The sequence below is a fragment of the Zobellia russellii genome (genome assembly GCF_044597075.1).
Lineage (GTDB): Bacteria > Bacteroidota > Bacteroidia > Flavobacteriales > Flavobacteriaceae > Zobellia > Zobellia russellii.
This window is the reverse complement of record NZ_CP139000.1, coordinates 3,193,554-3,219,739: the sequence shown is the minus strand read 5'-3', so window position 1 is coordinate 3,219,739 and position 26,186 is coordinate 3,193,554. Positions and strand designations below refer to the sequence as shown.

The 26,186-nt window shown below is 39.4% G+C and carries 22 protein-coding genes; 7 read left to right on the top strand and 15 right to left on the bottom strand.

The genetic code is table 11. The annotated features are described in order from the left end of the window. Positions 1–21: 21 nt before the first annotated feature. Positions 22–2,445 (bottom strand): glycosyl hydrolase family 95 catalytic domain-containing protein, encoded by a 2,424-nt coding sequence (locus SJY45_RS13090; protein WP_400071242.1) that lies wholly within the window; start codon positions 2,443–2,445, stop codon positions 22–24. A 169-nt stretch (positions 2,446–2,614) separates the two neighbouring features. Between SJY45_RS13090 and SJY45_RS13085 the strand changes: the two genes are divergently transcribed. Both SJY45_RS13085 and SJY45_RS13080 read left to right on the top strand, forming a co-directional pair. After that, positions 2,615–3,721 (top strand): acyltransferase family protein, encoded by a 1,107-nt coding sequence (locus tag SJY45_RS13085; RefSeq protein WP_400071240.1) that lies wholly within the window; start codon positions 2,615–2,617, stop codon positions 3,719–3,721. Between the two features lie 39 nt (positions 3,722–3,760). Beyond that, a complete protein-coding gene (locus SJY45_RS13080) occupies positions 3,761–4,555 on the top strand; it encodes a DUF1080 domain-containing protein (RefSeq protein WP_215436823.1) in 795 nt (264 codons plus the stop codon). An 8-nt stretch (positions 4,556–4,563) separates the two neighbouring features. On the opposite strand, the gene SJY45_RS13075 is transcribed toward SJY45_RS13080, so the two are convergent. The 6 genes from SJY45_RS13075 to SJY45_RS13050 all read right to left on the bottom strand — a co-directional run bounded on the left by SJY45_RS13075 (position 4,564) and on the right by SJY45_RS13050 (position 11,874). Beyond that, the gene (locus SJY45_RS13075) at positions 4,564–4,950 is read right to left on the bottom strand and encodes a VOC family protein (protein ID WP_215913447.1); all 387 of its coding nucleotides are present in this window, start codon (positions 4,948–4,950) and stop codon (positions 4,564–4,566) included. Positions 4,951–4,968: 18 nt separating this feature from the next. Beyond that, complete coding sequence (locus SJY45_RS13070) at positions 4,969–6,600, bottom strand: S41 family peptidase (protein ID WP_400071237.1); 1,632 nt, start codon at positions 6,598–6,600, stop codon at positions 4,969–4,971. A 49-nt stretch (positions 6,601–6,649) separates the two neighbouring features. Beyond that, positions 6,650–7,045, bottom strand: a complete 396-nt coding sequence (rnpA, locus tag SJY45_RS13065) for a ribonuclease P protein component (protein WP_215436830.1) — start codon at positions 7,043–7,045, stop codon at positions 6,650–6,652. Positions 7,046–7,133: 88 nt separating this feature from the next. Continuing rightward, positions 7,134–8,993: a M1 family metallopeptidase gene (locus SJY45_RS13060; RefSeq protein ID WP_400071235.1), complete on the bottom strand. Its 1,860-nt coding sequence runs from the start codon at positions 8,991–8,993 to the stop codon at positions 7,134–7,136. Between the two features lie 6 nt (positions 8,994–8,999). After that, on the bottom strand, positions 9,000–10,631 hold the full coding sequence (locus tag SJY45_RS13055) for a S8 family peptidase (RefSeq protein WP_400071233.1): 1,632 nt from the start codon (positions 10,629–10,631) through the stop codon (positions 9,000–9,002). 382 nt (positions 10,632–11,013) lie between these two features. After that, positions 11,014–11,874, bottom strand: coding sequence for an MBL fold metallo-hydrolase (locus tag SJY45_RS13050; RefSeq protein WP_400071231.1), 861 nt, complete (start codon positions 11,872–11,874; stop codon positions 11,014–11,016). Positions 11,875–12,113: 239 nt separating this feature from the next. On the opposite strand from SJY45_RS13050, the gene SJY45_RS13045 reads away from it, so the two are divergent. After that, on the top strand, positions 12,114–13,982 hold the full coding sequence (locus SJY45_RS13045) for a sodium:proton antiporter (protein WP_215913451.1): 1,869 nt from the start codon (positions 12,114–12,116) through the stop codon (positions 13,980–13,982). An 11-nt stretch (positions 13,983–13,993) separates the two neighbouring features. Here SJY45_RS13045 and SJY45_RS13040 read toward each other — a convergent pair whose 3' ends face one another. After that, positions 13,994–14,227, bottom strand: a complete 234-nt coding sequence (locus SJY45_RS13040) for a GTP-binding protein LepA (RefSeq protein ID WP_215436846.1) — start codon at positions 14,225–14,227, stop codon at positions 13,994–13,996. A gap of 244 nt (positions 14,228–14,471) precedes the next feature. On the opposite strand from SJY45_RS13040, the gene SJY45_RS13035 reads away from it, so the two are divergent. After that, on the top strand, positions 14,472–14,837 hold the full coding sequence (locus SJY45_RS13035; protein ID WP_215436847.1) for a hypothetical protein: 366 nt from the start codon (positions 14,472–14,474) through the stop codon (positions 14,835–14,837). Between the two features lie 49 nt (positions 14,838–14,886). Here SJY45_RS13035 and lepA read toward each other — a convergent pair whose 3' ends face one another. After that, positions 14,887–16,683 (bottom strand): translation elongation factor 4, encoded by a 1,797-nt coding sequence (gene lepA, locus SJY45_RS13030; protein WP_215436848.1) that lies wholly within the window; start codon positions 16,681–16,683, stop codon positions 14,887–14,889. Positions 16,684–16,784: 101 nt separating this feature from the next. Next, positions 16,785–17,966, bottom strand: a complete 1,182-nt coding sequence (locus tag SJY45_RS13025; protein WP_400071228.1) for a helix-turn-helix domain-containing protein — start codon at positions 17,964–17,966, stop codon at positions 16,785–16,787. Positions 17,967–18,080: 114 nt separating this feature from the next. On the opposite strand from SJY45_RS13025, the gene SJY45_RS13020 reads away from it, so the two are divergent. Continuing rightward, on the top strand, positions 18,081–18,464 hold the full coding sequence (locus SJY45_RS13020; protein WP_400071226.1) for a hypothetical protein: 384 nt from the start codon (positions 18,081–18,083) through the stop codon (positions 18,462–18,464). Positions 18,465–18,563: 99 nt separating this feature from the next. After that, positions 18,564–20,966: an outer membrane beta-barrel protein gene (locus tag SJY45_RS13015; protein ID WP_400071224.1), complete on the top strand. Its 2,403-nt coding sequence runs from the start codon at positions 18,564–18,566 to the stop codon at positions 20,964–20,966. A gap of 10 nt (positions 20,967–20,976) precedes the next feature. Here SJY45_RS13015 and SJY45_RS13010 read toward each other — a convergent pair whose 3' ends face one another. Genes SJY45_RS13010 through SJY45_RS13000 form a run of 3 tightly spaced genes read right to left on the bottom strand, consistent with a single transcriptional unit; the run spans position 20,977 to position 23,307 of the window. After that, positions 20,977–21,162, bottom strand: a complete 186-nt coding sequence (locus SJY45_RS13010; RefSeq protein ID WP_215436858.1) for a hypothetical protein — start codon at positions 21,160–21,162, stop codon at positions 20,977–20,979. Then, complete coding sequence (locus SJY45_RS13005) at positions 21,159–22,553, bottom strand: radical SAM protein (protein WP_400071222.1); 1,395 nt, start codon at positions 22,551–22,553, stop codon at positions 21,159–21,161. The genes SJY45_RS13010 and SJY45_RS13005 overlap by 4 nt, the downstream gene beginning before the upstream one ends. Beyond that, positions 22,525–23,307 carry a prolipoprotein diacylglyceryl transferase family protein gene (locus tag SJY45_RS13000; protein WP_400071220.1) on the bottom strand — a complete coding sequence of 261 codons (783 nt, stop codon included), beginning with the start codon at positions 23,305–23,307 and terminating at the stop codon, positions 22,525–22,527. Before SJY45_RS13000 ends, SJY45_RS13005 begins: the two co-directional genes overlap by 29 nt. 214 nt (positions 23,308–23,521) lie before the next feature. On the opposite strand from SJY45_RS13000, the gene dusB reads away from it, so the two are divergent. Then, positions 23,522–24,517: a tRNA dihydrouridine synthase DusB gene (gene dusB / locus SJY45_RS12995; protein WP_215913459.1), complete on the top strand. Its 996-nt coding sequence runs from the start codon at positions 23,522–23,524 to the stop codon at positions 24,515–24,517. Between the two features lie 11 nt (positions 24,518–24,528). On the opposite strand, the gene SJY45_RS12990 is transcribed toward dusB, so the two are convergent. Together SJY45_RS12990 and rbfA are read right to left on the bottom strand one after the other, a co-directional pair. Beyond that, on the bottom strand, positions 24,529–25,722 hold the full coding sequence (locus tag SJY45_RS12990) for an ABC transporter permease (RefSeq protein WP_400071217.1): 1,194 nt from the start codon (positions 25,720–25,722) through the stop codon (positions 24,529–24,531). 2 nt (positions 25,723–25,724) lie between these two features. After that, on the bottom strand, positions 25,725–26,117 hold the full coding sequence (gene rbfA, locus SJY45_RS12985; protein WP_215436869.1) for a 30S ribosome-binding factor RbfA: 393 nt from the start codon (positions 26,115–26,117) through the stop codon (positions 25,725–25,727). Positions 26,118–26,186: the final 69 nt, after the last annotated feature.

Here is a 26,186-nt window from a genome sequence, read left to right as displayed (position 1 = left end):
AACTAGGGTGCAATGAAATTTCTACCAATCAAATTCTACTGTTTCATTGGGTTTTAGAGTCACTTTCTTCTGTTTGTTTCCGTGTTTTAAAACGGTGGTTCCTCCAGTAACGGAATGTATTTTTACTTTAGTTGGTACTTTGTTGCTCCAAGTAATGGCAATTTCAAAATTTCCACGAGCTTTTAGACCTTCAACGAAGCCATTGGCCCACACATCTGGCAAAGCAGGTAAAAGCTGAATCTCTTGCATAGAGGACTGTACCAACATTTCTACTACTGCAGCGGCTCCTCCAAAATTTCCGTCAATTTGGAAAGGTGGGTGTGCATCAAACAAGTTGGGATACGTTCCGCCTCCTTTTTCATAGGAAGCCCGTACACCATCTGGGGCAACATAACGTAACAGTTCACGATATTGTTTGTAAGCGCGATTTCCATCTAATAATCTAGCCCAAAGATTAATACGCCATCCTTTTGACCAGCCAGTAGTTTCATCGCCCTTAATGTTTAAAGTGGTCCTTGTAGCATCCGCTAATTCCGGTGTTTTTTCCGGACTGATATGATGCCCTGGGTATAAACCGTACAAATGCGATTGGTGACGGTGTTTGGGATCTACATCTTCCCAATCATGGTACCATTCTTGTAAATTTCCTTTTTTTCCTACTTGGTACGGATATAGTTTGGCCAATGCCTTTTTTAGTTGAGCTCTGAATTCCACATCGGTTTTTAGGGTTTCTGACGCTGCTATGGTCTGTTGAAAACATTCCTTGATCATGGCAAGATCTGATGTTGAACCGTACAAGGTTGCACCTTCATATCCGTCTGGAGTAATAAATTTATTTTCCGGTGATGTTCCCGGTGAAGTAACCAAGTTTCCATTTTTATCTTCTACCAACCATTCTAAACAAAACTCTGCGGCTCCTTTCAGTAAGGGATAGGCTTTATCCTGTAGAAAATCTAAATCTTGAGAAAACGTATAGTGTTCCCATAAATGCGAGCTTAACCAGGTTCCGCCCATATTCCAGTTGGCCCAATTGATTCCACCTTCACCAAAGTCGCCCACAGGATTACTCATCGCCCAAATATCCGAGTTATGGCATGCGGCCCATACGCCGGCCCCGTAAAAGGTCTTGGCGGTTACTTTTCCTGTCTTGGCTATATTTTCAATAAAGCCCAACATAGGCTGGTGCATTTCGGAAAGGTTAGCATTCTCTGCTAGCCAATAGTTTTCTTCGGCATTGATGTTTAAAGTATAATTACTGCTCCATGGCGGTCTTATGTAGGGGTTCCAAATTCCTTGTAAATTGGCAGGTACATTTGGGGTTCTAGAACTGGAAATCAGCAAATAGCGCCCATATTGAAAATAGAGTATTTCCAGGTTTTTGTCTTCTTCGCCTTTGGCATAGCGTTTTAAACGCTCATCTGTGGGCAGGTCTTCGGCGGTAGTTTCTCCAAGGTCTAAATGCACTCGGCTAAAATATTTCTGATGGTCCCTCAGATGGGCATCCAATATGGATTCAAAAGATTTTGAGCTTGCTTTTGAAAGTTGTGAGACCGCAATGGCTTTTTGGTCTGCCCCTTCAGTAGCTGGATTTTTATCAAATCCATTGAAACTCGTGGCCATTGAAATATAGATAACCGCTTCCGTAGCATTTTTCAGGGAGACGGATTTCTCTGTGCTGACTAATTCTCCATCCGAATGCTTTATTTTGAAAAGTGATGTAAAACGTGTTCCCCTATTCAGGTCAAACTGTACCGGATTCGGAATTTTTCCACGATAACTAGGCTCTACATGATAAGGGGCATAACCGCTTACTTCTAGGGTAGATTCGTTACTCGTAACCTCATATTTAAGCAAACTGTTAAATCCAACAGTAAAATGAAGCGCACCTTTTTTACTGCTCTTTAGCCTAATGACCATGGCCTGTTCATCATGGGAAATAAGATACTCACGGGTAAAAGTGGTGCCATCTACCTCATAGGTTACGGTAGAAAGCGCTTTTTCTAATTCAAGCTTACGTAGATAGGATATGGGTTTGTTCTTGTGCTCAAAATTAAGGTAAAGTGTACCCAAAGGCATATACGATTGGGAAAAGCTTCCCTGTAGTTTGGTTTGTAAAGAATCTGCTAGTTTATAATTTTCTTTTTTTAGCGCTTCGCGGATTTCCGGAACGTTTTTATACGCTTCTGGACTCATACTAGGGTCTACGGGTTCACCGCTCCAAAGGGTGGCATCGTTCAGATAGATAGAATCCGTAGCAACACCGCCAAAGATTGATGCTCCAGCTTTTCCATTACCTAGAACCAAGGTTTCCTCAAAATGTTTGGCTGGCCGATCAAACCAAAGTGTATTTGCAGATTGTGACGAAACAAAGTTTACTGTAACCAGCGAAAATAATATAGATAGTACGGTGGCCGTTTTTAGCCAACTAATGAACGGTGTTAACATGAAAATGAAGGTATGTAGAATTAAACGGTAGCAAGATAGCTGCAATTCATAAACCACAATGGTATTATTTTTTCTAAATTAGGGCAAATTTCAACCCAAACGGCCCTATTTTTTGCATTAATCAAAAAAATCCCCAGCGGCTGAAATTCTAACCCTATCCAACCAACGTATGTCTCAACTAGCCGAAAATGTATCAAAACGTCTTTTTTCCTTAGACGTTTTTAGAGGTCTTACCATGTTTTTATTGATTGCCGAAGCAGCAGGTTTTCACCATAATTTTTCTGAACTGGCCGAGGGTACAGCTTTTTCAGGATTGGCGCACCAATTGCATCATCACCCATGGAACGGACTCTGGTTTTGGGATCTAATTCAACCTTTTTTCATGTTTATTGTTGGGGTGGCCATGCCTTTTTCTTTAAGAAAACGACTAGCCTCAAGAGATAAAAAAGGGGTTATCAAACACATCGTACGCAGATGTTTTTTGTTGTTCACTTTTGGCGTTTTACTGCATTGTGTTTACAGTCACGCTCTAGTCTGGGAACTATGGAATGTACTGGTACAATTGGCCTTTACTATTTTAATTGCATACGCGATAATGCAGCTTCCAAATAAAATACAGATTGGTATATCATTAGGGTCGTTGGTGTTGACCGAGATTTTGTATCGTGCATATAACCCGGCCGCACCATATGCACAGGGACACGAAAGTTTTGGTTCGTATATAGACATGTTGGTTATGGGGCAAGTAAATGATGGGTATTGGGTGTTCGTAAATTTTATACCTACTGCTGCACATACCATTTGGGGTGTTGTTTGCGGAAAAATGCTGTTGTCACATATACCTTCAGCAGAAAAAATAAAACCCTTTTTAATTTGGGGAACCGTTTTGGTCATTGTAGGATTTGCGATGGATTTTGCCGGTATTACGCCAATAGTTAAGCGTATTGCTACGAGTTCCTTTACCTTGGCATCTGGAGGTATCGCTATTTTAACGCTAACCCTTTTTTACTGGCTTATTGATATAAAGGGATATCAAAAAAATTGGTTGAAAATTTTCTCGGTGGTAGGTACGAACTCTATTTTTATCTATCTCTTTGCTGAAACCGTGGGTGTACAGTGGTTTAGGGGATTTGGTCAAATATGGACGGAAGGTTTGCTAGCTCCTATTGGCATTTCGGAAAATGTCATAATGGTTATTAATGCGCTGTTTGTACTGTATATTTTTTGGTACATTACCTACTTTTTGGACAAGCATAAGATTTACTTTAAAGTATAAACTCTTATCTCAAATATAAATTTACTCAATACGCATACTATGAACTGCACTAAAATTGCCCTTTTTGTTTCCTCAATAGCCCTAATGGCGTGTAACGCAACTAAAATAACGGTTGCAGATGCGGGTTGGGAAGATATGTTCAATGGTAAGAATTTGGACGGATGGACCACAAAAATCCATCATTATGAAACTGGAGATAATTTTGGCGATACCTTTCGTGCCGAAGACGGTATGATCAAAGTTCGTTATGACCAATATGAGGGCGATTTTAACGACAGGTTCGGTCATTTATATTTTGATAAGCCCTACTCTAGTTTTCACCTGAGCATGGAATATAGATTTGTGGGGGATTTACACCCTGGAGCACCCGTTTTTACCGAAATGAACAGTGGGGTTATGTACCACTCCCAAGATCCGAGGACCATGTTGAAAGAACAGAATTGGCCAATTTCCGTAGAAATGCAATTTTTAGGAGGTATAAAAGAGGGCGAAGCTAGGCCAACTGGAAATATGTGTTCTCCGGGAACGGAGATTGAGTATGAGGGTAAAATATATCCTAGCCATTGTTTAAGGTCGTCTTCGGACACCTATTATGGAGACCAATGGGTAAAAGCGGAATTGATAGTGAGAGGCGATTCCTTGGTTACACAAATCATAAACGGAAAAGTTGTTCTAGAATACACCAAGCCCCAGGTTGGCGGTGGTACGGTTGTAGGTTATGACCCAAAGATGAAACAGGACGGGAAACTATTAAAAGAAGGTATGATTGCCTTGCAGAGCGAAGGACAGCCCATAGATTTTAGAAACATAAAAATCAAGAATTTAAAGCCTTGATTTAAAAGTTATTTCTCGTAGAGTTCTAGAGGAAGATTATCCGGGTCTGCAAAGAAGGTAAATTTGCGGCCCGTAAATTCATCCGTTCTTATGGGTTCTACGTTTACACCTTTTTCCATGAGTTTTTGCCGCTCTATGCTCACATCTTCTACTTCAAAAGCCAAATGACGTAAACCTAATGCTTCCGGTCTTGAAGGACGTTTGGGTGGGTTGGGAAATGAGAATAGTTCAATTATATAATCTCCGTTAAGGGCAAGGTCCAGTTTGTAGGATTGCCGTTCTTCCCTATACACTTCGTTTAGAATTTCCAGACCTAGCACTTCAACATAAAAATGTTTGGACTTTTGGTAGTCGGAACAAATAATGGCAATGTGGTGTACTTTATTGAAAGCCATAGTTATGGTAAAAAGCGCTTATTTAAGAATGCTCCAGTATTTGTTTTCGTTACCTAAAAGCTCGGTAGCCGCTAAAATGGCGTCATCATTTTTTAAATAGTAATCATATAACCCTTCACGGTATGCGTAGCGTTTAACTATTTCGTCTTGAAGCTTGCTTTCAATCTCACGCTGATAATCGTCCAAAGCAACAATTTTACTTTTTTCGATGTCCAGCAATAACGTTCTAAAATCGTTTTCTATGGCATCATTAAAAATTACCTCTTCGCGGTCCGTCATTGCGGCTTTTAAGGTTTTCTCGGTTTTGGTTTCATAGGAGAAGTCGCTTTTGGATACAAACGTCTTAAAATCCTTATAATCGCTTTCGGAGAATTTAAAGCTGGATACATCTTTTAATTTATGCTTGTAGAAATAGTTAGTAGCGTAATCAAAAATTACATTATTGTTCATAAGTGCCGTAGTAAGCTCGTTGGCTTTGGTAGAAGCCACCTCAATATCCGGCAACACGCCGCCGCCATCTTGTACCTTGCGACCATTGCGCGTAGTAAAATCTTTAAAAGCGGTCTTTTGCACGGCATTACCGTCTTCATCCCGGTTCCAATAGTCCAATGACTGTATACAGCGCCCAGAGGGCGTATAATAACGACTTATGGTAACTTTTAGCTGTGTGCCGTAAGTTAGCTTTAACGGGCGCTGTACAAGGCCTTTTCCAAAGCTGCGTGCCCCCATGATTACCGCACGGTCCAAATCTTGAAGTCCGCCCGATACAATTTCACTAGCGGAAGCACTACTACCATTAACCAAGACCACCAACGGAATATCCATATCCACAGGCTTGTTACGGGTCTTGTATTCGGTATTGAATTTTTTAACTTTTGATTTTGTTGTTACGATCAGCTCGCCTTTGTCAACAAACAAGTTGGTAACGTTTATAGCTTCGGATAAAAGTCCGCCTGGGTTATCCCTTAGATCCAGTATAATTTTTTCTGCGCCTTTTCCTTTAAGGTCCAAAAGGGCCTCTTTGGTCTGTGCCGATGCTTTTGCGTTAAACCTAGATAGTACAATGTAGCCTGTTTTATCATCTGCCATTTTGTAAAAGGGTACGGCATCTACTTCTACGGCAGCCCGCGTTATGGTAGCAGTTTTAGTTTCCACTTGCCTTTTATAGGTGACTTCAACAGCCGTATTATTGGCGCCTTTTAGAAGTTCACTGGCATTATCGTCAAAATCTGAAACGTTAATGGCACCGATCTTAATAATTTCATCACCTGCTTTAAGTCCGGCCTTGTCCGCAGGGTAACCTTTGTACGGTTCTACAATTAATAAGCGGTCTTTAAAGGAACGGACTAAAGCACCAATTCCCGAGTATTCTCCAGCATTGTTAATGCGATACGTTTCTACATCTTGTTCATTTAGAAATTTGGTGTAGGGATCAAGGTCATCTAGCATGTTCTTGATGGCGGTATCCATAAGTTCTGCCGGATTGGTTTCATCTACATAGTTCATGTTCAATTCCTTGAACAGGGTGGTGAAGATTTCGATCTGCTTGGCAATTTCAAAGAAATCACTTTTTACGAAACTACTCCCTGCTACCAAAATGACTATTGCAAAGGCTGGAATAAGGATTTTTTTGCCTAGCATTTTTTTCATCGCTTTCTATAATTTGATGGGTATTTGGTCTTAAACCTTCCCTAAATTTCTATTCTGGTTGTCTGTTTTCCGGTGTATGCTTGCTCAAAAAACGCTTCATGACCTCTTTCATGGTTTTGGTTACATTGCTTTGAGAAGGCATCTCTCTACCAAGGTATAAAAATAGAAACGCAAAAGAACCCTCACTATTGTTAAAAACGTATTGTTTGTTAAGTCTGTAACTTTCTCGCATAAGACGCTTTACACGATTACGTTTTACGGCACTCTTAAAATTCTTTTTTGGCACGGCAACACCAGCTTTTACCCGGGTATCTTCGGTAAATTCTGTGGGAAGATAAATTAGTTTTATAGGAAATGCAGAAACGGACTTCCCTTGGGCAAATAGCTGCTCTATAAGCTTTTTACTTTTCAGCTTTTCTTTTTTTGGGAAAGTGAATTCTGGCATAAAGGTATTTTATAAAATTGCCCCCGCTAAACGGGGGCAATTGCAAATTTAATCATTGAATAAAAGATAACGGTTTTTTCGTTAGCAATTACTTCATATTCTGCCAAACATTATCCTCTTGGTTTACATCGGCCATTAATTGAGACGGGTCTATGACCACAGCCTTAATGCTTGCCAAAGGTTTATCTATGGTAAAATTGTAGCTGGATTGTGCCCAAGGCCAATCTTCTAATACCGTTCGGTTTATTTGTGGGTAAGGGTTTTCTTTTTCGCCGCGCATCATACGTAATGGAGCGTAAAAAGTCTCTTTGGTATCATCTTCATAAATCACTAAAATATCCAAAGGCATTGGCATTGCACCTGTACGTACCATGGAAACTTTGGTCTTACCATCATTCTCTTTTACCTCTTTTATGCCGTAGTCTATAGTGTTGGTGGTCTGTGTCCAATCCGTTAGGTACCAATCTAGCTCCATACCCGAAACCTTTTCGGCCGTACGCTTAATATCATTGGGTACAGGATGTTTGAATTTGAAATCTTCATAGTATTTGCGAATGGTTTCCATTAGTTTGTCCTGACCTATGATATAACCCAGCTGAGACAAGAATATAGAACCTTTGCTATAAGCGGCAATACCATAGGCAAAATTAAGATCGTAACGGTCTGCATGCGTGGTTTGCGGCTGTTCCTTTCCGGAATTCACCAAATTGTAATAGCCTTTGTAGGTGCCTTCAAAAGGGTTCTCCTTGTTCTCTTGCATGACTTCGTTCATGGCCAATGTAGAGATAAAGGTGGTAAAGCCTTCGTCCATCCATTCATGTTTGGATTCGTTGGTGGCCAATATATGCTGAAACCAAGAATGTGCCAATTCATGTGCCGTGACACCGGCCAGACTTCCAAATTTTCGTTTACCTGTGATCAAAGTAGACATGGCATATTCCATACCACCATCTCCCCCTTGAATTACAGAGTATTGCTCGTACGGGTATTTTCCAATATTCTTGCTGAAGAACTCCATGAACTCCGCAGTTTTTGGCTGAAGCTTCTTCCAATTTTCAATAATTTCCTTATCGTCCTTGTACAAAAAATGAAGGGTTGGCCCGTTTTCCATGGGTAATGTATCATGAATGTACTCAGGATCTGCGGCCCACATAAAGTCATGTACCATAGGCGCCTTAAAGTGCCAGGTAAGGGTCTTTCCTTTCTGTTTTTTCACCTTTGTGCCTGGAGCTTCGTATCCGTGACCAATTTCTTGTGGGTTTTGTAGATAACCTGTTCCCCCCACAACATAGTCCTTGTCTATGGTTAGCTTTACATCAAAATCGCCCCAAACACCTTGAAACTCACGGGCAATATACGGATCGGCATGCCAGCCTTCAAAATCATACTCGGCTAATTTTGGGTACCACTGGCTCATAGAAAGCGCAACACCTTCTGCACTGTTTCTTCCTGAACGGCGTATTTGGACGGGAACTTGACCTTTAAATTCCATGTCAAAAGTAGTTTTGCCACCAGGTGGAATTGGTTTTGCCAGTTCAACGACCAATATGGTTTCTTCTTCAACAAAATTGACCTTAACACCATCCTGCGTAAGCGATGTAGCATGTAAATAACCTATTTCATTGTCCTTCAAGACAGCAATTCGGCTATTTTTCTGTTCATCGGTCATTCTTCCATCCGGGTCAGGAATGCTTTGTAGGCGCATGTCCATTTCACTCCCGGGTTGAAAAGCATTGAAAAACAGATGATAATATACACGGGTAAGCTCATCCGGAGAATTGTTGGTATAGACCAATTTTTGAGTACCGGTATACTGAAAATTTTCAACGTTCATATCAACCTGCATGTTGTAATCTACATGCTGTTGCCAGTACGATCCGTTTTGTGCAACTGCCATCTGGCCCATTACGAGCATTACGGCAGCAATCCCTTTAAAAAAATACTTCATGGTATATTATAATTTTATCTTTCCTGTGGATACGTTATCCGCCATAATCAAGGCGTTGTAAGCATTTACTATTTTTCCGGAAGTAGAAATCTCGTCCAACGTAGCAGTTTTGGAGGTATCTCCACCCAAAATAACCTTCGCCCTTGGAGCAAGGCCAGATTCCATAATGATATGTTTTACTTGGGAAGCGGTCAATTTAGGATAGTAAGAACGAATCAAAGCAGCAACACCTGCCACGGCAGGAGCCGCCATTGATGTTCCTCCTTGAAATTCATATTCGTTGCCTGGCATGGTAGAATAGATTTCGTCACCTGGGGCAAAAACATCAACATTTACATTACCGTAGTTAGAGAACACAGCAACCATTTCCGAACCGTACTTAGAAGCTAGCGCACCTACGGTAAGGACATTATCGGAAATTTCAGGTCCGTTGTTTACTTGGTCATTTGGAAAATTAGGGTTTGCCGGGCTGTCTAAATCAGCGCCATCGTTACCTGCTGCATGCACAAAAAGTACATCGTTGTCCGCTGCATATTTTATGGCATCGTACACCCATTGAGCATTTGGGGAGAAAGCTTTTCCAAAACTACCGTTAATGACCTTGGCACCATTATCTACCGCATAACGAATACCCAAGGCAATATCCTTATCATACTCATCTCCGTTAGGTACGGCACGCACACTCATGATTTTTACGTTGTTGGCAATTCCGTTAACCCCTTTTCCGTTATTGCGTTCTGCACCAATGATACCGGCAACATGCGTACCGTGGCTTTCGTCTTCTTCAAGATTTTGAGGATTTCCATTACCGTAACCTAAGTCGGTAATATCATAAGGATTGTCCCCAACATCTTTTCTACCGTTAAAATCTACGTTGTAGTTGTAGTTAAGTTGATCGCTAAAATACTTTAGACCTTCTTCAACTTGCTCCAAAACCTTGTCTATGGAATCTTCGTAGGATAGCATTTGCGTTAAGATGCCCACATTCTGTTGCATGGCCTCATCCTTTGGCTCTATGCCAGCAAGGTCTTTTTTTGTGTAGGTATCTTTTCCTAGTTCTTTTTTAACGGCCTCATCTGCATTCTTTACGGTCTGAAAGATTTGCTCGTATTGCTGTTTTTGTTGTGATGCTTTAGCGTATTCTGTTTCTACCTTGGTTTTTGCCTTGGCCTGAAGCGCTGCATCGCCCAATTTTAATCTAACGATACGGGTTGCTTCCAGTTGTTCGTTATAGGATTTGCCTAAAAAGTTATATCCGTGGATATCATCTACATAACCGTTCTTGTCATTGTCAATACCATCACCTGGTTTTTCACCCTTATTGGTCCAAAGCACATTTTTAAGATCCTCATGGTCTAGATCCATACCGGAATCCAGGACGGTAACAATAACGGTTTCTCCTTTTTTGTTTTTTATAATTTCGGCGTACGCCTTATCTACACTCATTCCTGGAATGGTGTCCGCTACAAGGTCTAAATGACCCCAGTTCTTTTTCTCGGTGTCAGAAAGGTCGGATATTTTTAATGGGGTAGTATCAATGTTCTCTATTGGAGTAGATACTAAAGCCGTAGAGCCGCAGCCCATAAGTACAAGTCCTGCAGATAAGCCTATTAAAGGTCTTGAAAAAAATGATGTCATATAGTTGAATTGAGTTTAGTGTTTCTTTTTAGGGGTTTAATTTAGAAGAATAAAAGGTTCGTTTAAGGTTAAATTAACCGTTGAACCGACTCGGAAATTTAACGTAATTGGCTGCAAAGGTAAGATTTGGCACAATTTTTTAACCAAATCATAATGCTTTTATGATTTTTTTATTGAAAAAAGAATCGCTGGTATCTAAGGTTTAAGTAAGATGCCCAACTATTTATAGATGAATAATGCTCTGGATATGACGGTTAATCATTTTAGTAAAACCATTTATGATAGAGAGATAAAAAAATGTTCAACACTATAAATAGTTAATAAAATTTATGTTTCGTATACGATTATTTAGATGGGTTTCAGGGGTTTGAACCAATTGGTCTTAATTAAAAAGTTCATCAAAAGTAAAGAGTTCGTTTAACCGTACTCCTTTTTCCGTTTCTTTAAGCGTACAGATCTGGTTATGCGCATCATGTTCAAAAAACAGATGGTATCCTTTTGAGGTAGCCTCGTTCAAAAACAAATCTTTTTCTTTAAGAGTGAGCAAAGGTCTAGTATCATACCCCATTACATACGGCAATGGAATATGCCCTACAGTAGGAAGCAAATCTGCCATAAATACCAACTGTTTTTCTTTGTATGAAATATGTGGCAGCATTTGTTTATCCGTATGACCGTCTACAAAATGAATTCCGAAACCTAATTCCGATTCGCTTTGAAACTTGTCCGATGTTCTTTCAATAAATTTGAGTTGCCCGCTTTCTTGCATGGGCAAAAGGTTTTCCTTCAGAAAAGAGGCTTTTTCGCGAGCATTGGGTTTTGTAGCCCACTTCCAATGGTCTTCATTGGTCCAGAAAGTAGCGTTTTTGAATGCTGGCTCATAACCGGTACGCTCTTCGTTCCACTGAATGCATCCGCCACAATGGTCAAAATGTAAATGAGTTAAGAATACATCCGTAATATCATCAGGATGAAAACCTAGCTTCTTAAGTGAACTATCTATTGAATAATTTCCCCAACGATTGTAATATCCAAAGAACTTATCGGACTGCTTGTTGCCCATTCCTGTATCAATTAATACCAATCGGTTTTTTTCTTCAATAAGAAGACTTCTCGCCGCAATATCAATTTGATTATTGTTATCCGCGGGATTGGTGCGTTGCCATATAGCCTTTGGCACCACACCGAACATAGCACCACCATCTAACTTAAAATTTCCGGTTTCTACGGGGTATAGTTTCATATTGGTGTTTTTAGAGTACGCGCAAATTAGTAAATTGAACAGGCAATAGATTGGCCTTTGGTATTTTTTAACAGAAGCTCCAATTTTTTGCAAACTACTATAAACCAACTATTAAAGAGATTTTTTAAGAGTTCTGGGTATCTTTCTGTTTATTGGTTGGGCAAATAACTGTGGAAAACGGTTTTTCTAGACGAAATACTGATATTAAAATCACTATTTTTGGTTCAAACCTAAATCATATGGTAGAACTTGCCGGTATCGTTATATTGGGAATTATTGCGCAGTGGGTGGCATGGCGCTTTAAGCTACCCGCTATACTTCCGTTAATTTTAATAGGTCTTTTGGTAGGCCCTGTTGCTAGTCTTTATACAGAGGATGGTCAGAAATTGATTGAGCCTATTTGGAACAGTACCAAAGGTCTTTTTCCAGGGGAAAGCCTGTACTATTTTGTTTCATTGGCCATAAGTATAATTCTTTTTGAAGGAGGGCTTACCCTTAAACGTTCCGAAATTAGGAATGTGGGGCCGGTTATCACAAAACTGATTACCGTTGGAAGCCTTGTTACCTTCTTTGCCGCTGCTATGGCGGCCCACTTTATTTTTGATTTAAGTTGGCAAGTTTCTTTTTTGTTCTCTGCCTTGATTATTGTTACCGGACCCACCGTAATAACACCTATTCTTAGGAACATTCCTTTAAAGAACGATATCTCCGCAGTATTAAAATGGGAAGGGATTCTAATTGATCCAATTGGTGCTTTGGCAGCGGTATTGGTATTTGAGTTTATTAGTGTAGGAGAGGGACAGGCCTATACTCTTACGGCCCTTATTGAGTTCGGAAAAATTTTATTGTTCGGTTTTACGTTTGGTTTCACCTTTGCACATGCTTTGACCTTCGTTATTAAAAAGAACTTTATTCCGCATTATTTGTTGAACGTAGTATCGCTTTCAGCGGTGTTGTTGGTGTTTGTAATGTCCGATGTGTTTGCTCACGAATCCGGTCTATTGGCCGTTGTAGTCATGGGTATGGTCATGGGTAATACAGATTTGCCCAACATAAAGGAGCTGCTCTATTTTAAGGAATCCTTGAGCGTTCTATTGATTTCGATTCTGTTCATTCTTTTATCGGCAAACATAAATATAGCAGACCTCCAATTGATTTATAACTGGAATACCGTAGCTCTATTTGCTATTATAGTTTTTGTTATTAGACCGCTTGGTGTTTTTCTAAGTTCTATGGGGTCTAATCTAAAATTTAATGAGAAGCTGTTTATTGGTTGGGTAGGACCTAGAGGTATTGTTGCAGCGGGTATTGCTTCTCTTTTCGGCTCCAAACTCTTGGCCAAAGGAGAACCTGGTGCGGAATTCATAACCCCATTGGTGTTTATGATCGTACTAGGAACGGTACTCTTAAATGCTACTACGGCACGTATGTTCGCTAAAGCGGTAGGGGTCTTTTTAACCAAATCTGAGGGAATACTTATTATAGGTGCGTCAAAGGCGTCTCGTCTTATTGCAGATTATTTGAACAAGAACGATCGCCATGTGGTTTTAATAGATAATAACCAGACTAATATTAGTAAAGCCAAGGCTTTGGGGCTTGAAGCATTTACCGCTAATATTTATTCGGACTCGTTAACGGATAATATAGAGCTTAACGATGTAGGATATCTTATGGCGTTGACCGGTAACTCTGATATTAACAAATATGCGGTGAGTAACTTTGGGAAGCAATTTGGAGCTAACGGTTCATACAGACTGGTAAATGCCGATGAAATGAGCAACCCTGAAAACAACCCGAAAGAAGGACTGTTCTCACATACGGACGACTTTATTAAGCTAACGGAAACAGCACGTAAGTATCCTGCTGTGCATGAAATAGAGCTAAAGGATAAGGAGCACTATGAGGCGCTAATAGAGATTACCAAGGCAGATGAGAATATAGTACCCATCTTCTTGAAAACACCACAAGGCGACTTACAGATTATTTCTAGTTTTAGTACGGATTTTGAAGACATTACAAATAAATACCGACTTGTTTATCTTGGTAAAATATTTGATGTTGATGAAACCGAGGACGAAGTTGAAGTTGAACAGGAAGATGAGGATTGAACCAATTTCGTTTAGCCCGAAAAAGGCATTGTTTTTACAACCTTAATAGTAATATTGTCCTGTTTTACTTCTGTGTTCGAATCTGCCACCAGAGCGTAGAAGTGCAGCGCAGACTCTCTTTTTATCTTATCTTCTAGAAGTTTAATATCTACTTCACCACTCTCTTGCTGCCATGTGAATATAGAGTTCTGTTCTGTTGGAATCTGTTCATGCTTTGCGATAAAATGGGCTATATACGTGGTCATCTTTGGGCGAAATAGTTTTACATCTTTTAAACAGCAAGTAAAGTTAAAAATTGTTCAAACAATAAAATTTTTGTAAGAAAAAAATAGTATAGCTGTAAGAATTAATAAATGAAGTTTTTAATCTTGATATTATGCTGCAAGGGGAAAGTAAAACTGGTTTTGCGTTAATATATTGTGGCAATATAATAAGATTCGGGTCGTTTTATCCCTACTTAAAGTTTAATTTATTCAACCCAAATCTATTATGAAAAAACTATTTTTATTTTTCGCTTTAGCGAGTACAGTTGCCTTTACAAGTTGTTCAAAAGATGAGGATGATACCGATGCCATTGTAGGTACTTGGGTCTCAGAATCTAGTATTACCGTTAATGAATCTACCACTAATTACCGTGAAGAATGGGTATTTAGAAATGATGCAACCGGTAATTATAAAGATGCTACAAATGGTGACGTTCTTGAAGAAAGTGCATTTAGTTGGTCCAAGACAGAGGAAGGATATTTAGTAAACTACGCCCTAGAGGATATGTCCGATGAAACTTTCACGATAGGCGACCTTCTAGGAGAAAAAACTCTTGAAGAAGACGGTTATATGATAGCCGTAAAAGAATAATTAAAATTATCTCAGAAAAAAAACCTTGCTCTTAAGAGCAAGGTTTTTTTTAATCGTTTAATTTAAGAACGGCCATAAAGGCTTGTTGCGGTATCTCTACGTTACCAACTTGGCGCATACGTTTTTTACCTTTCTTCTGTTTTTCCAATAATTTTCTCTTACGGGATATATCACCACCATAACATTTAGCAGTTACATCTTTACGCAACGCTTTTATGGTTTCCCTAGATATGATTTTGGCCCCAATTGCAGCTTGTATAGGAATATCAAACTGTTGTCTTGGAATAAGCTCCTTTAATTTTTCACACATCTTTTTACCAATGCTCTGGGCATTATCAGCATGTATAAGGGCCGATAGGGCATCAACAGGTTGTGCGTTCAATAGAATGTCTACACGTACCAATTTAGAGGTACGCATACCTATTGGAGCATAATCAAATGAAGCATACCCTTTAGAAACGGTTTTCAATCGATCATAAAAATCAAAAACAATTTCGGCCAAAGGCATATCAAAAGTAAGCTCAACACGCTCTGTGGTTAAATATGTCTGATTGGTAATAATCCCTCTTTTTTCAATACAGAGAGACATTACGTTACCCACAAAATCGGCTTTAGTAATAATAGTGGCCTTAATATACGGTTCCTCTACGCGATCTACCGTAGAAGGGTCAGGTAGGTCCGTAGGGTTATTTACGATTAACGGTTTATCCGGATCTTTTCTGGTAAATGCATGATAACTAACGTTAGGAACGGTAGTAATTACGGTCATATCAAACTCGCGTTCCAATCGTTCTTGAATAATCTCCATATGAAGCATGCCCAAGAACCCGCAACGAAAACCAAAACCTAAGGCAGCACTACTTTCCGGTGCAAAAACCAGCGAGGCATCGTTTAGCTGAAGTTTTTCCATAGAAGAACGGAGTTCTTCAAAGTCTTCGGTATCCACAGGATAGATTCCGGCAAAAACCATTGGTTTTACATCCTCAAAACCGGCAATGGCGTTTATGGTAGGATTGGCGGAATCCGTAATGGTATCACCAACTTTTACCTCACGGGCATCCTTAATACCTGTAATCAAATAGCCTACATCTCCTGCCTTTATAGTTTGCTTGGGGTGTTGAGTTAATTTTAAGGTACCCACCTCATCTGCAAAGTAGCTTTTATCCGTAGCTACGAATTTTATTTTTTGTCCTTTTTTAATTTCTCCATTAATGACCCTAAAATAGGTCTCTACACCTCTAAAAGGATTATAAACCGAATCAAAAACCAATGCCTGAAGGGCTTCATCGGGGTTTCCTTTTGGTGCTGGCACACGTTCTATGATGGCAGCAAGAATTTCCTCAATACCAATACCGGTCTTGGCACTGGCCGGGATTACATCTTCTGCGTCACAACCTAATAAATCCACAATATCGTCCGTTACTTCTTCCGGATTGGCACTTGGTAAATCTACTTTGTTCAGAACCGGAATAATCTCTAAATCGTTCTCTAGAGCCAGATATAGATTGGATATGGTTTGTGCCTGAATGCTCTGCGCGGCATCTACCACTAATAGGGCACCTTCACAGGCAGCAATGGAACGGGATACCTCGTATGAAAAATCTACGTGGCCCGGGGTATCTATGAGATTAAGAATATATTGTTCACCCTTATAGGTGTAATCCATTTGTATGGCGTGGCTTTTAATGGTAATCCCACGTTCTCGCTCCAAATCCATGCTGTCTAGCAACTGCTCTTTTTTCTCACGGGCGGTTACGGAGCCAGTAAAGTCCAACAAACGGTCTGCCAAGGTACTTTTACCGTGGTCAATATGGGCTATAATACAAAAGTTTCTAATGTTCTTCATTGATGGTGAGCTTATTTCGGCAAGCAAATCGTTTTACATTAAGTTGGCAAAGATACGTTATTTTAAGCCTGTTTCATCAAAGAGCATAGGGGCAAAGTACTTTATAGGGTATTTGTGTCGTTGGATGACCCAAAATGATTGGAACAATATTGTACGGGTGTGCAATCATGGGCTTTTTTAAAAGCTCTGTAAAACGCATTTTTGGAGTTGAAACCACATGTAACGGAAAGGGCTTCTACAGAATAGGTATGAAGGTAATTGTCCTCAATTTTAACCGCTGCATAACTAATGCGCATTTGGTTGATGTAATCATTAAAATTATCGTAGTTAGACTCACTAATAATATGCGTTAATTTTCTTGTAGGTATGTTGGTGGCCCTAGATAGGGTATCTATTTTTAGGTTAGGGTCAAGAAAGGCCCTGGTTTGCTTAAGATGGTTATCAAGCTCGGTCAAGACATCTTCTACATTTTCTGCTGTAGGGGGTATGTCCGCATCAGGATTTTTAATGTATAAGTTGGGTAGACCTATCAAAAGGTTGGGGTTCCACAGCAGATAACAGGAAACCAACAGAAAACTGCAGCAAACCAGAAGGCCAAGAACAATATGTACAAATCGGAACATGGGTATAAGGCCAATGGCGATTAATGCATTAACAATGTAGAGGATTACCAGAGAGAGGCTGTGTATGGTCTGAATAATAGTAAGATCGTATACCCATTTTTTCACCAGAGCAAATTGCTTGGAAAATACTTGTTGCCGCTTTCTGAAAAACGAATTGATCAAACGCCATTGAAATAATAAATATATAACCGATGATGAGGCCCTACAAGCAATGTTTACCCACTCAGGGAGCAATCCGTCTTGACCGGTATAGGTTTTGGAAAAGTCCTGCGTAATCTCAAATACCATTTTAGACTTTTCATCCAGGTCCATGATGTAAAACGGAAAGTAATTGACCGCGAAAAACAGAAATGGTATTAAATGTAGGGCATCTATCTTTTTAAAGGACTTTTCACCGTTCAAAACAGCTCGCACGTAGAGATAGGATAATGGAAAAATTAAGTAGGTAATAGGGGCGGGAATTTTATATAGGTACGGAAAATAGTTAATAACACCATACACGATAAAGAGGTAAAAGCTATTGCAAAGTGCGATCAGAACCAGTAGCACAGCTAACAAATGCCCAGAAAACGAATTCTCCTTATTTAGCCTGAATCGTATAAGGAATGCTGTAAAAAGACAAAAGAGGACTCCAACGAACTGAAGAATGTCTATTAGCATAAGAATAAGTTTTGGTTAGAGGTCGGGGTTGTTACAATTTCGGAAATCGTAACAGTTGTGATAGCCTAGGCTATTAAATTTAAGGCTATTTTGAAAAGCAAACAAGCATTTTCTATGTTAACACCAGACAATAGCACAGATAGGTTTTTGTATAAAGTAAAGAAGTGGGGAGAAGTCAACCAAGATATTTGTTTGCTTTTATACACAGATCACACAAAAGAAGAAGCACTTATATGTCCTTATTGTTTTTCAATATTTGTTGTAGTACAAGAATATTTAGATTTCACTAAGAAATTGTATTGGTTGGAATTTTTTGGGGAAACTCAAGTTTACAAGGTAACCCTTACAGACGAGGGTACCATTATAGAGGTAGACTATGAAAATAAGTTGAAGGTTAAATTTGTCATTGTAGCCTCTGGCGGAAAACAATCTTCCGATACGCGCGAAGGTCTAGGAGTATTAATGAACAAAAGGCACAATAGGAAAAACTGTGATTAGTAATTTGAGATTTAATTGCTATGCTTGCATAATAATACATCGTTTCGTGTAGGATTTTACATAAAATATATTAGATTTGGTAACAGAATTTAATATTGAGTGAAGAAATTTATTTGCCCCTTATTTTACCTACTGCTCTCCAATTGCCTACTTTATTCCCAAGATTTTGTTCTTACGGGTACGGTAACAAGCAATGAAGATACGAGTGTTGCCTTTGCAAATGTTCAGTTAATGAGCGTAATAGATTCCACCTTAATAACGGGAACTTCTACTGATGAATCCGGTACTTACCAGATGAATAAAATTTCCCAAGGGAAATATTTAATAAAGGCCAGTTACATAGGCAATGAAAGTCCACTTAGACGCATTACTGTTAACGGAGACCTTGAACTAGAGCCATTGGTTATAAATGAGAATGGCCAAAACCTTGATGAAGTAGTGGTTATCTCCCAGAAACCTAGGTTGGAAAGAAAAGTAGACCGATTGGTTTTTAATGTAGAGAACACCCCATACTCGGATGGTGATGTTTGGGATGTGCTAAAGATTACTCCCAGCATTATGATCATGAACGATAAGATAAGCGTTAAGGGCAGTAATGCGGTAGGCGTATTGATCAATGGGCGAAAAATAAACATTCCTTACAATGATATTGTAAACCTGTTATCGGGAACTTCTGCATCCAATGTTCAAAGTATTGAGGTCATAACTAACCCTCCTGCAAAATATAGCGCAGAGGAAAGTGTGCTCATTAATATTGTAATGAAGAAAAATATTGTTGCGGGCTATAATGGGGCTATCTATAATAAATACGTTCAAGGTGTACTTCCCAAACACACCGTAGGAACGGATCACTTTTTTAAGGGGAAGAAAACACAACTTTCGCTCAATTATAACTTTCGCCATGATAGGGATGTTATATACTATACGGACATCACTAACTTTTCTCAAGATGATGGGTCTATTTCAACTTGGTCTGCGGAACAGGAGTATTTGAACAACAATAAACAGCACAACTTATCTACATTTTTCGACTACGATATTAGCGATAAAAGTAAAATCAGTTTTACGACAATTACCCTTTGGGAACCTGATAAGTCCAGAGTTTACGATACAGACACTGATTTGGTAGGGGATAGTCGCTGGTCTAGTTTTGAGACTCTTAACAATGCAACAAGAGAAAAGATTAATACCTCTTACTACTTAGATTACATTCAAGATTTGAATACAGAGGGAGCACAACTATCCTTTAATGCGCATTTTACGTTTTATGAAGAGTCGGATTCACAATTGTTGAACACTACTTTTTTTGATACGAACAGGGAACTAGCGGGGGAAAACCAATTTACAACGGAAACCTATCAAAAACTGAACCTGTATAGCTTACAAGGAGATTACCTAACGCCTTTAGGCGATGCAAGTACCCTTGAAACCGGACTTAGATTTGCAGGAATTGCCTCTAATAGTAGCATTCTTCAGCAAGGTTTTGATCGGGACCAGCCCGGTATAGACCCATCGGCATCCGGTATTTTTGACTATGACGAATCTATTTATGCGGCCTACACACAGTATTCGGGTAAATGGGAGCATTGGAAGCTTAAGCTAGGGCTTCGTGCGGAATATGCTGAGACAGAAGGAGAATGGGATATGGAAAGGCAGAGCAGTGAACGTAATAATTTTCAGCTATTCCCTTCCGGCTCAATACAGTATACACCAAATGATAAGCACGATTTTAACCTGTATTACTTTAGAAAGATCACAAGGCCAAGATACAGTAGCATCAACCCTTTTCAAACCTTCCAAAGTACGTTTTCTACCATTGAGGGAAACCCGGAACTTTTACCGGCAACCAGATACTATTTGGCAGGCGGCTATACTTTTGATGATACTTATACAGTTGAGGTTTTCTACAAAAACAAAAAAAACGGACTAGGCGAGTTAATTTTTCAGAATAACGATAGTAACTTATTACGCTTTATTTCTTCCAACTTAGACCAAGAAACGGCGTACGGAATAGACTTTTCGCTCAATAAGAATTTCACCAATTTTTATAATAGTTACGTTCTTATCAGTTTCTATGACGAAACCTTTAAGTTCAATAACCTAAGTACCAGCGAGCAGGTATCTTTGGATCAGTTTAGTTGGTTTATACGCAGTAGCAACAATTTTTTGCTTTTAAAGGACCGATCTCTTACTGCAGACCTTAATTTTGTCTATACCTCTGCCCTGCTTTCGGGGAATTCTAAATTTGACCCTTTTGGAGCAATAAATTTAATGTTGCGTAAAACGTTTTACGATAAGAACCTTAGTGTGTCTATGGGGCTTGAGGATATATTTAACCAAGGCAACCAGCTAAACACCCGAAATTACCAAGATCAAAACGGAACATCCTTTAAAAGAGGAGAGAACAGATTGTTTGTTCTGGGTTTACGTTATAGGTTTGGTAATTCTAAAATGCGAGACAATAAGAAGTCCAAAAGGGTTGATGAGCGCAACCGGATCTAAATCTGCGGGCTTACTTCGTATCCAAGCTAAAATTACTCAGCATAATTCCGCAAGTACCAAAGCTTATAAGTAGATAAACACCGGTTAGAATAAAGAAAATCTTAGCCGTTTTTTTGTTCTTTCTCGCCAAACCTACAATGCCCAAAATCAAGAAAATTATAGGAGGTCCTATCATTAGAAATACAAGCGTAATCATACCGTTTCGTTTTGTAATTCCTTTAATCGTTCTATTCTATCATCTCTGTAAAATAAGTTCATAGTTTCAAAAGGAATGATTTTATAGTCTTTGTTCACGATGTGCACACAAGATTTCTTAATGGCACGTACATCAAAATTATGGGCATCTATAAACTGCATGATAATGATACGAAACAGGTTATCGTACCCAAGTTCTGGAGCGTCAATTTCAGGTAAACAACACATAATACTTTTCAAGTTTTCCGATGCTTTTTCAACGGAATTGCCTGTACTAAAAAGCTCGATCATTTTGCCGTGCAGTTGCTCATCTTGCTCGTAAATAATGGTGTTTTTACCTTCGTTCAATAAATCATCTGGGTTAATGAACCTAGTTAGCGGGTTTACCTCATCGCCTAATTTTAGAGCATATGCCATCACCAAGGCGTCGGGGTTACAGGGTACCGGTATTAAATCGTCCGGTTCAAAAACGGACGATTGCTCTAAAATTTTTCTTCGTACTTCAGTTAAGGTAATACGGTTTTCATCTACTTCAAAATTTTCTAATCTACCGGCAATTTGGGTGGGCTGAAAAGTTACGCCGCGCACACATTTTTGTTTTAGGGCAAAGTCTATGGTGCTTCCCATTTCATGGTCGTTCAGCCCCTTTTGTAATGTGACTACCAATGTTGTGGAAAGGTTCAATTCATTTAGGTAGTCTAACGCTTGTAGACGAATATCTGCCAGGTCTGCCCCTCTTAAGGTTTGTAGAACATGGTTATCCAACGAATCAAACTGTAAATACACTTCAAAATCCGGTGCGTAAGTTGCCAATCGTTTCGCAAAATCAAAATCTTTTGCAATTTTAATTCCGTTGGTATTCAACATTAAATGCCGAATAGGGAGGGTTTTTGCGTAATCAAGAATTTCAAAAAAGTTAGGATGTATGGTAGGCTCACCACCACTAAGTTGAACTACATCTGGTTCGCCCTCGTTCTTAACGATAACATCTAACATTTTTTTGATTTCCTCTAATGTTCGGTGTCTACCATAAGTAGGCGAAGAACCAGCATAGCAGGTAGGGCAGGTAAGGTTACAGCGGTCGGTCAGTTCAATAACCGTAAGACAAGAATGTTGCTCGTGATCAGGGCACAGACCACAATCATATGGGCAACCGTAATGTGTTTGTGTGTTAAATGTTTTAGGGTATTCAGAAGCCTTATTATAGTTTCTTATGTTCTTATAGTACTCAATATCGTCTGCAATAAGCACCTTAGACCTACCATGCTCTCTACAATTTTTAAGCATATATACCTTCTCGTTCTCAAAAACGATTTTAGCATCTACGCGTCGTAAACATTGTGGACAAAGGCTAAGTGTAAAGTCATAATAAGTGTAGTTTTTGGAGGACATAGGTAATGGTTTGGCTAATGGTTTTGTAGTAGTATATAAGACAAATTAAGCATAATAACTGGATGCTGCTCAGCCCTAGAACAAAAAACGTATTTGGCTTTAAAAACTCTATTAAGAAGCGGAAAGAGAAGTAAGAAATCATAAAAATTTTAAAGAGCATGCCGCTTTCTAAGGATTTTGTATTCTTTTTTATTCTTTTAAGTCCTATGAAAAGTAGGAGTAGAAAAGCTACCTCGTAAAGTGCAATAGGGTGTCTTGATAACCCGTCACCCAAATCCATTCCCATAAAAAATGAAGTTTGTCTGCCGTAGGTAAATTCATTGGTTCCGGCCAAAAAACATCCCACTCTGCCAATTATTATACCCAAGATGATAGGTAAGGTAAAAAGGTCTCCTGACGATTGCTTCTCCCCAATAGTTAACTTGGCAAGCTCTACCCCCAATAGACCACCAAAAAGCCCGCCCATAATGGTCTTGTTGTTCATTAATGCCATCCAACCCTGTTCGTAATGTACGAAGGGTTCTTCCAAAAAAGCAATCACTCTAGAAAGTAGCAAGGCTCCAAAAATGGCGCCAATAATTATAGTTAGGCGGTTGCTTGAGGAAATGGTATCAACGCCATGCTTACGAGAAAAAACATAGTACCTAAAGGCAATGAAAAACGCTAGGTACTCCAGAATAAGGTGCATGTTCAGTTTTATTCCAAATACAATAGGCTCAAAAGGTAGCGAGACAATAAGTAGCGTATGGGTCATGAAATTATTGTCAGAGCTTTATTTTAAAATTAAAGATTGAAATATAATTCGAAGCGTATATGAAGACTTCATTTTGATACTAATTTACATCGTTTCTATAAACAAGTATTTTAACAAGTAGTAATAGCTTGTAAAACCACAGAATTTATCGAAAAGCCTAAGTAATGCCCTTCCCGTATTTTTATATAACTTTGCAACCCAAAATTAGAATGCAGTGCCCAAAATAGGAGACATACAACTACCTGATTTTCCGTTGCTTTTAGCGCCAATGGAAGATGTAAGCGACCCACCATTTAGAGCCCTTTGTAAAGAGCAAGGAGCCGATGTTGTGTATACAGAATTCATTTCTTCGGAAGGATTGATTCGTGATGCGGCCAAAAGCGTCATGAAGTTAGATATCTATGAAAAGGAGAGACCCGTAGGTATCCAGATTTTTGGTGCCAATTTAGATTCTATGTTACAATCCGTAGAGATTGTAGAGAAGTCCAATCCGGATATCATCGATATTAATTTTGGATGCCCGGTAAAAAAGGTGGTGAGCAAAGGTGCCGGTGCAGGTATACTAAAGGATATAGATCTAATGGTATCGCTTACTAAAGCCATGGTAGAACACACCAAACTACCAATAACCGTAAAAACGCGGTTGGGGTGGGACAGTGATTCCATTAAAATAGTTGAGGTGGCCGAACGTCTGCAGGATGTGGGTTGTAAGGCCATTGCCATTCATGGTAGGACCAGGGTACAGATGTATAAGGGTGAGGCCGATTGGAAACCTATTGCCCAAGTAAAGAATAATCAGCGCATGCATATTCCCGTTTTTGGTAACGGAGATGTAGATTCTCCCGAAGCCGCAATGAAGATGCGTGATGAGTATGGGTTGGACGGAGCCATGATCGGACGTGCCAGTATTGGTTATCCATGGTTTTTTAATGAAGTAAAGCATTACTTTGAAACCGGAACACACAAAGCACCGCCTACCATGCCCGAGCGCGTAGAAGCGGCTAGAAGGCATTTGCAAATGGCCATTGATTGGAAAGGCGAAAAGTTAGGTGTTTTTGAGACCAGAAGGCATTATACCAATTACTTTAAAGGCATTCCCAACTTTAAGGAATACCGAATGAAAATGGTAACCAGTGATGATTCCGTTGATGTCTTTCAAGCGTTTGACGAGGTGCTAGAGAAGTTTGGTGACTATCAGTTTACTTCCTAAACACAGAAGAATTAAATAGATATCATTTTTTTGGTAATCCTGCTACTAGCTATCTTAGAGGCAATTATCCCCAAAATAAATATAGTCCCAAAAACGATCAGAACATTTACAAACTGATATTCTACCGGGTAGGCTAGTGATGGCGTAATTTTTAACCATCCAAAGGCAATCTGAGACCATATTAACAGGGATGCCGTTACCACACCAATAAGTCCACCTAAGCCGGTTACCAGCACGCCCTGTACAAAATAGATACGGCGCAGTTCTTTAAGCGTGGTACCCAAACTGTACAGCGTTTTTAGGTTTTGCAGTTTATCCAGAATCATCATGATAATGGCACCCACTACATTAAAAAGGGCAATGCCCAAAACTAGGGTGAAAATGAGGTAAGTTGCCAAGTTTTCCGTGTTGAGCATTCGGTGCAAGGTACTATTAAGCTCCTGTCGGTCTTTTAAAATTGCTTTATCGCCAAATGTACCTACAATTTTAGTCCTAATACCGGCCAATTGTGATACATCCTTCACCTTAAAATTTATTCCGGAAACTTCATTGGGTTTCTTTTCCAATAGCTGTTGCACCTCGGCCAGTTGGGCAAAAACGTATTTTTTATCCAAATTTTCTTCTACGGAATAGACACCACTAAGTACAAGCGATTTAGTTTTTAAGGATTTTTGAGTGAGTGAGCCCTTACCCGGTTTTAGAGCCAGCACCACCAGAGGGTTACGGTATTGATTAATGGTTACTCCTAGAATATTGGTTACCCCAATTCCGGCTACCGCTTCTTGGCTATTGATACGCCAAGTGCCGTACAATAAAGTGCTATCTATACCAGTAACATGAGTGTAATTGGTATCTATACCTTTTATAAAAGCAATATGACCTTTCTCGCGGTGTTTTAGGTATACTTTTTCCTCCAGTTCTTTGGAATAAAAGGCAAGGCCATCTATTTGGGAGAGCTGCTCTTCTTGTTCCGGAGTAATGGAAAAGAATTTGCCCGTTGCGGGCAAAGCTTTTAGATCTGGGTCAAAAGTATTACTAAAGGATAGACTAAAGGTTTTAAGTCCGGCAAATCCGGAAAGTACTACAAATAGGGCTGCAGAGCCTATTACCGTTACCAAAAAAGTGATAAAGTTAATGACGTTTACGGCATTTTGACTGCTTTTGGAACGAACATAGCGCTTGGCGATGTAGAACGGAAAATTCAACCTTACATCTTTTTTCTTTTGTCCAAAAGGTCCCTGTTCTCAATTGGGTTCTCTTCGCCTTTTAATGACTTTTCAATATTTTCAATATAATCAAGGGAATCATCCAAAAAGAACAATAGTTCGGGAACCCGTCTTAATTGATTTTTGGTACGCTGTGCCAATTCATGTTTAATTAATGGCTGATTGGATTTTATACCCTCCATGAGCTCCTTGGCATCTTTGTTGGGAAAAATACTGATATAAACTTTGGCAATAGAGAGATCCGTAGTTACCGAAACTTTCGAAACCGAAATCAACGTACCCTTCAAACCTCCGTCAATGGCGGCACGTTGTAGAATATCTACGATATCTTCCTGTATGACCCCCGCAATCTTTTTCTGTCGTTGTGTTTCCATACTGCAAAAATACGGAGAAATAGCGTAATTTAGGGGGATAAACACCGATACGGACAAAATTTGCATTTC

Bases quoted from the DNA above. Each gene is read 5' to 3' on its own strand.
- SJY45_RS13000 (WP_400071220.1), bottom strand. From the start codon at position 23,307: ATGACCCATACGCTACTTATTGTCTCGCTACCTTTTGAGCCTATTGTA.
- SJY45_RS13020 (WP_400071226.1), top strand. From the start codon at position 18,081: ATGTTAACACCAGACAATAGCACAGATAGGTTTTTGTATAAAGTAAAG.
- lepA (WP_215436848.1), bottom strand. From the start codon at position 16,683: ATGAAGAACATTAGAAACTTTTGTATTATAGCCCATATTGACCACGGT.
- SJY45_RS13005 (WP_400071222.1), bottom strand. From the start codon at position 22,553: ATGTCCTCCAAAAACTACACTTATTATGACTTTACACTTAGCCTTTGT.
- SJY45_RS13025 (WP_400071228.1), bottom strand. From the start codon at position 17,966: ATGCTAATAGACATTCTTCAGTTCGTTGGAGTCCTCTTTTGTCTTTTT.
- SJY45_RS13075 (WP_215913447.1), bottom strand. From the start codon at position 4,950: ATGGCTTTCAATAAAGTACACCACATTGCCATTATTTGTTCCGACTAC.
- rnpA (WP_215436830.1), bottom strand. From the start codon at position 7,045: ATGCCAGAATTCACTTTCCCAAAAAAAGAAAAGCTGAAAAGTAAAAAG.
- SJY45_RS13010 (WP_215436858.1), bottom strand. From the start codon at position 21,162: ATGATTACGCTTGTATTTCTAATGATAGGACCTCCTATAATTTTCTTG.
- SJY45_RS13085 (WP_400071240.1), top strand. From the start codon at position 2,615: ATGTCTCAACTAGCCGAAAATGTATCAAAACGTCTTTTTTCCTTAGAC.
- SJY45_RS13040 (WP_215436846.1), bottom strand. From the start codon at position 14,227: ATGACCACGTATATAGCCCATTTTATCGCAAAGCATGAACAGATTCCA.
- SJY45_RS13045 (WP_215913451.1), top strand. From the start codon at position 12,114: ATGGTAGAACTTGCCGGTATCGTTATATTGGGAATTATTGCGCAGTGG.
- rbfA (WP_215436869.1), bottom strand. From the start codon at position 26,117: ATGGAAACACAACGACAGAAAAAGATTGCGGGGGTCATACAGGAAGAT.
- SJY45_RS13035 (WP_215436847.1), top strand. From the start codon at position 14,472: ATGAAAAAACTATTTTTATTTTTCGCTTTAGCGAGTACAGTTGCCTTT.
- SJY45_RS13050 (WP_400071231.1), bottom strand. From the start codon at position 11,874: ATGAAACTATACCCCGTAGAAACCGGAAATTTTAAGTTAGATGGTGGT.
- SJY45_RS13060 (WP_400071235.1), bottom strand. From the start codon at position 8,993: ATGAAGTATTTTTTTAAAGGGATTGCTGCCGTAATGCTCGTAATGGGC.
- SJY45_RS13055 (WP_400071233.1), bottom strand. From the start codon at position 10,631: ATGACATCATTTTTTTCAAGACCTTTAATAGGCTTATCTGCAGGACTT.
- SJY45_RS13090 (WP_400071242.1), bottom strand. From the start codon at position 2,445: ATGTTAACACCGTTCATTAGTTGGCTAAAAACGGCCACCGTACTATCT.
- SJY45_RS13080 (WP_215436823.1), top strand. From the start codon at position 3,761: ATGAACTGCACTAAAATTGCCCTTTTTGTTTCCTCAATAGCCCTAATG.
- SJY45_RS13070 (WP_400071237.1), bottom strand. From the start codon at position 6,600: ATGAAAAAAATGCTAGGCAAAAAAATCCTTATTCCAGCCTTTGCAATA.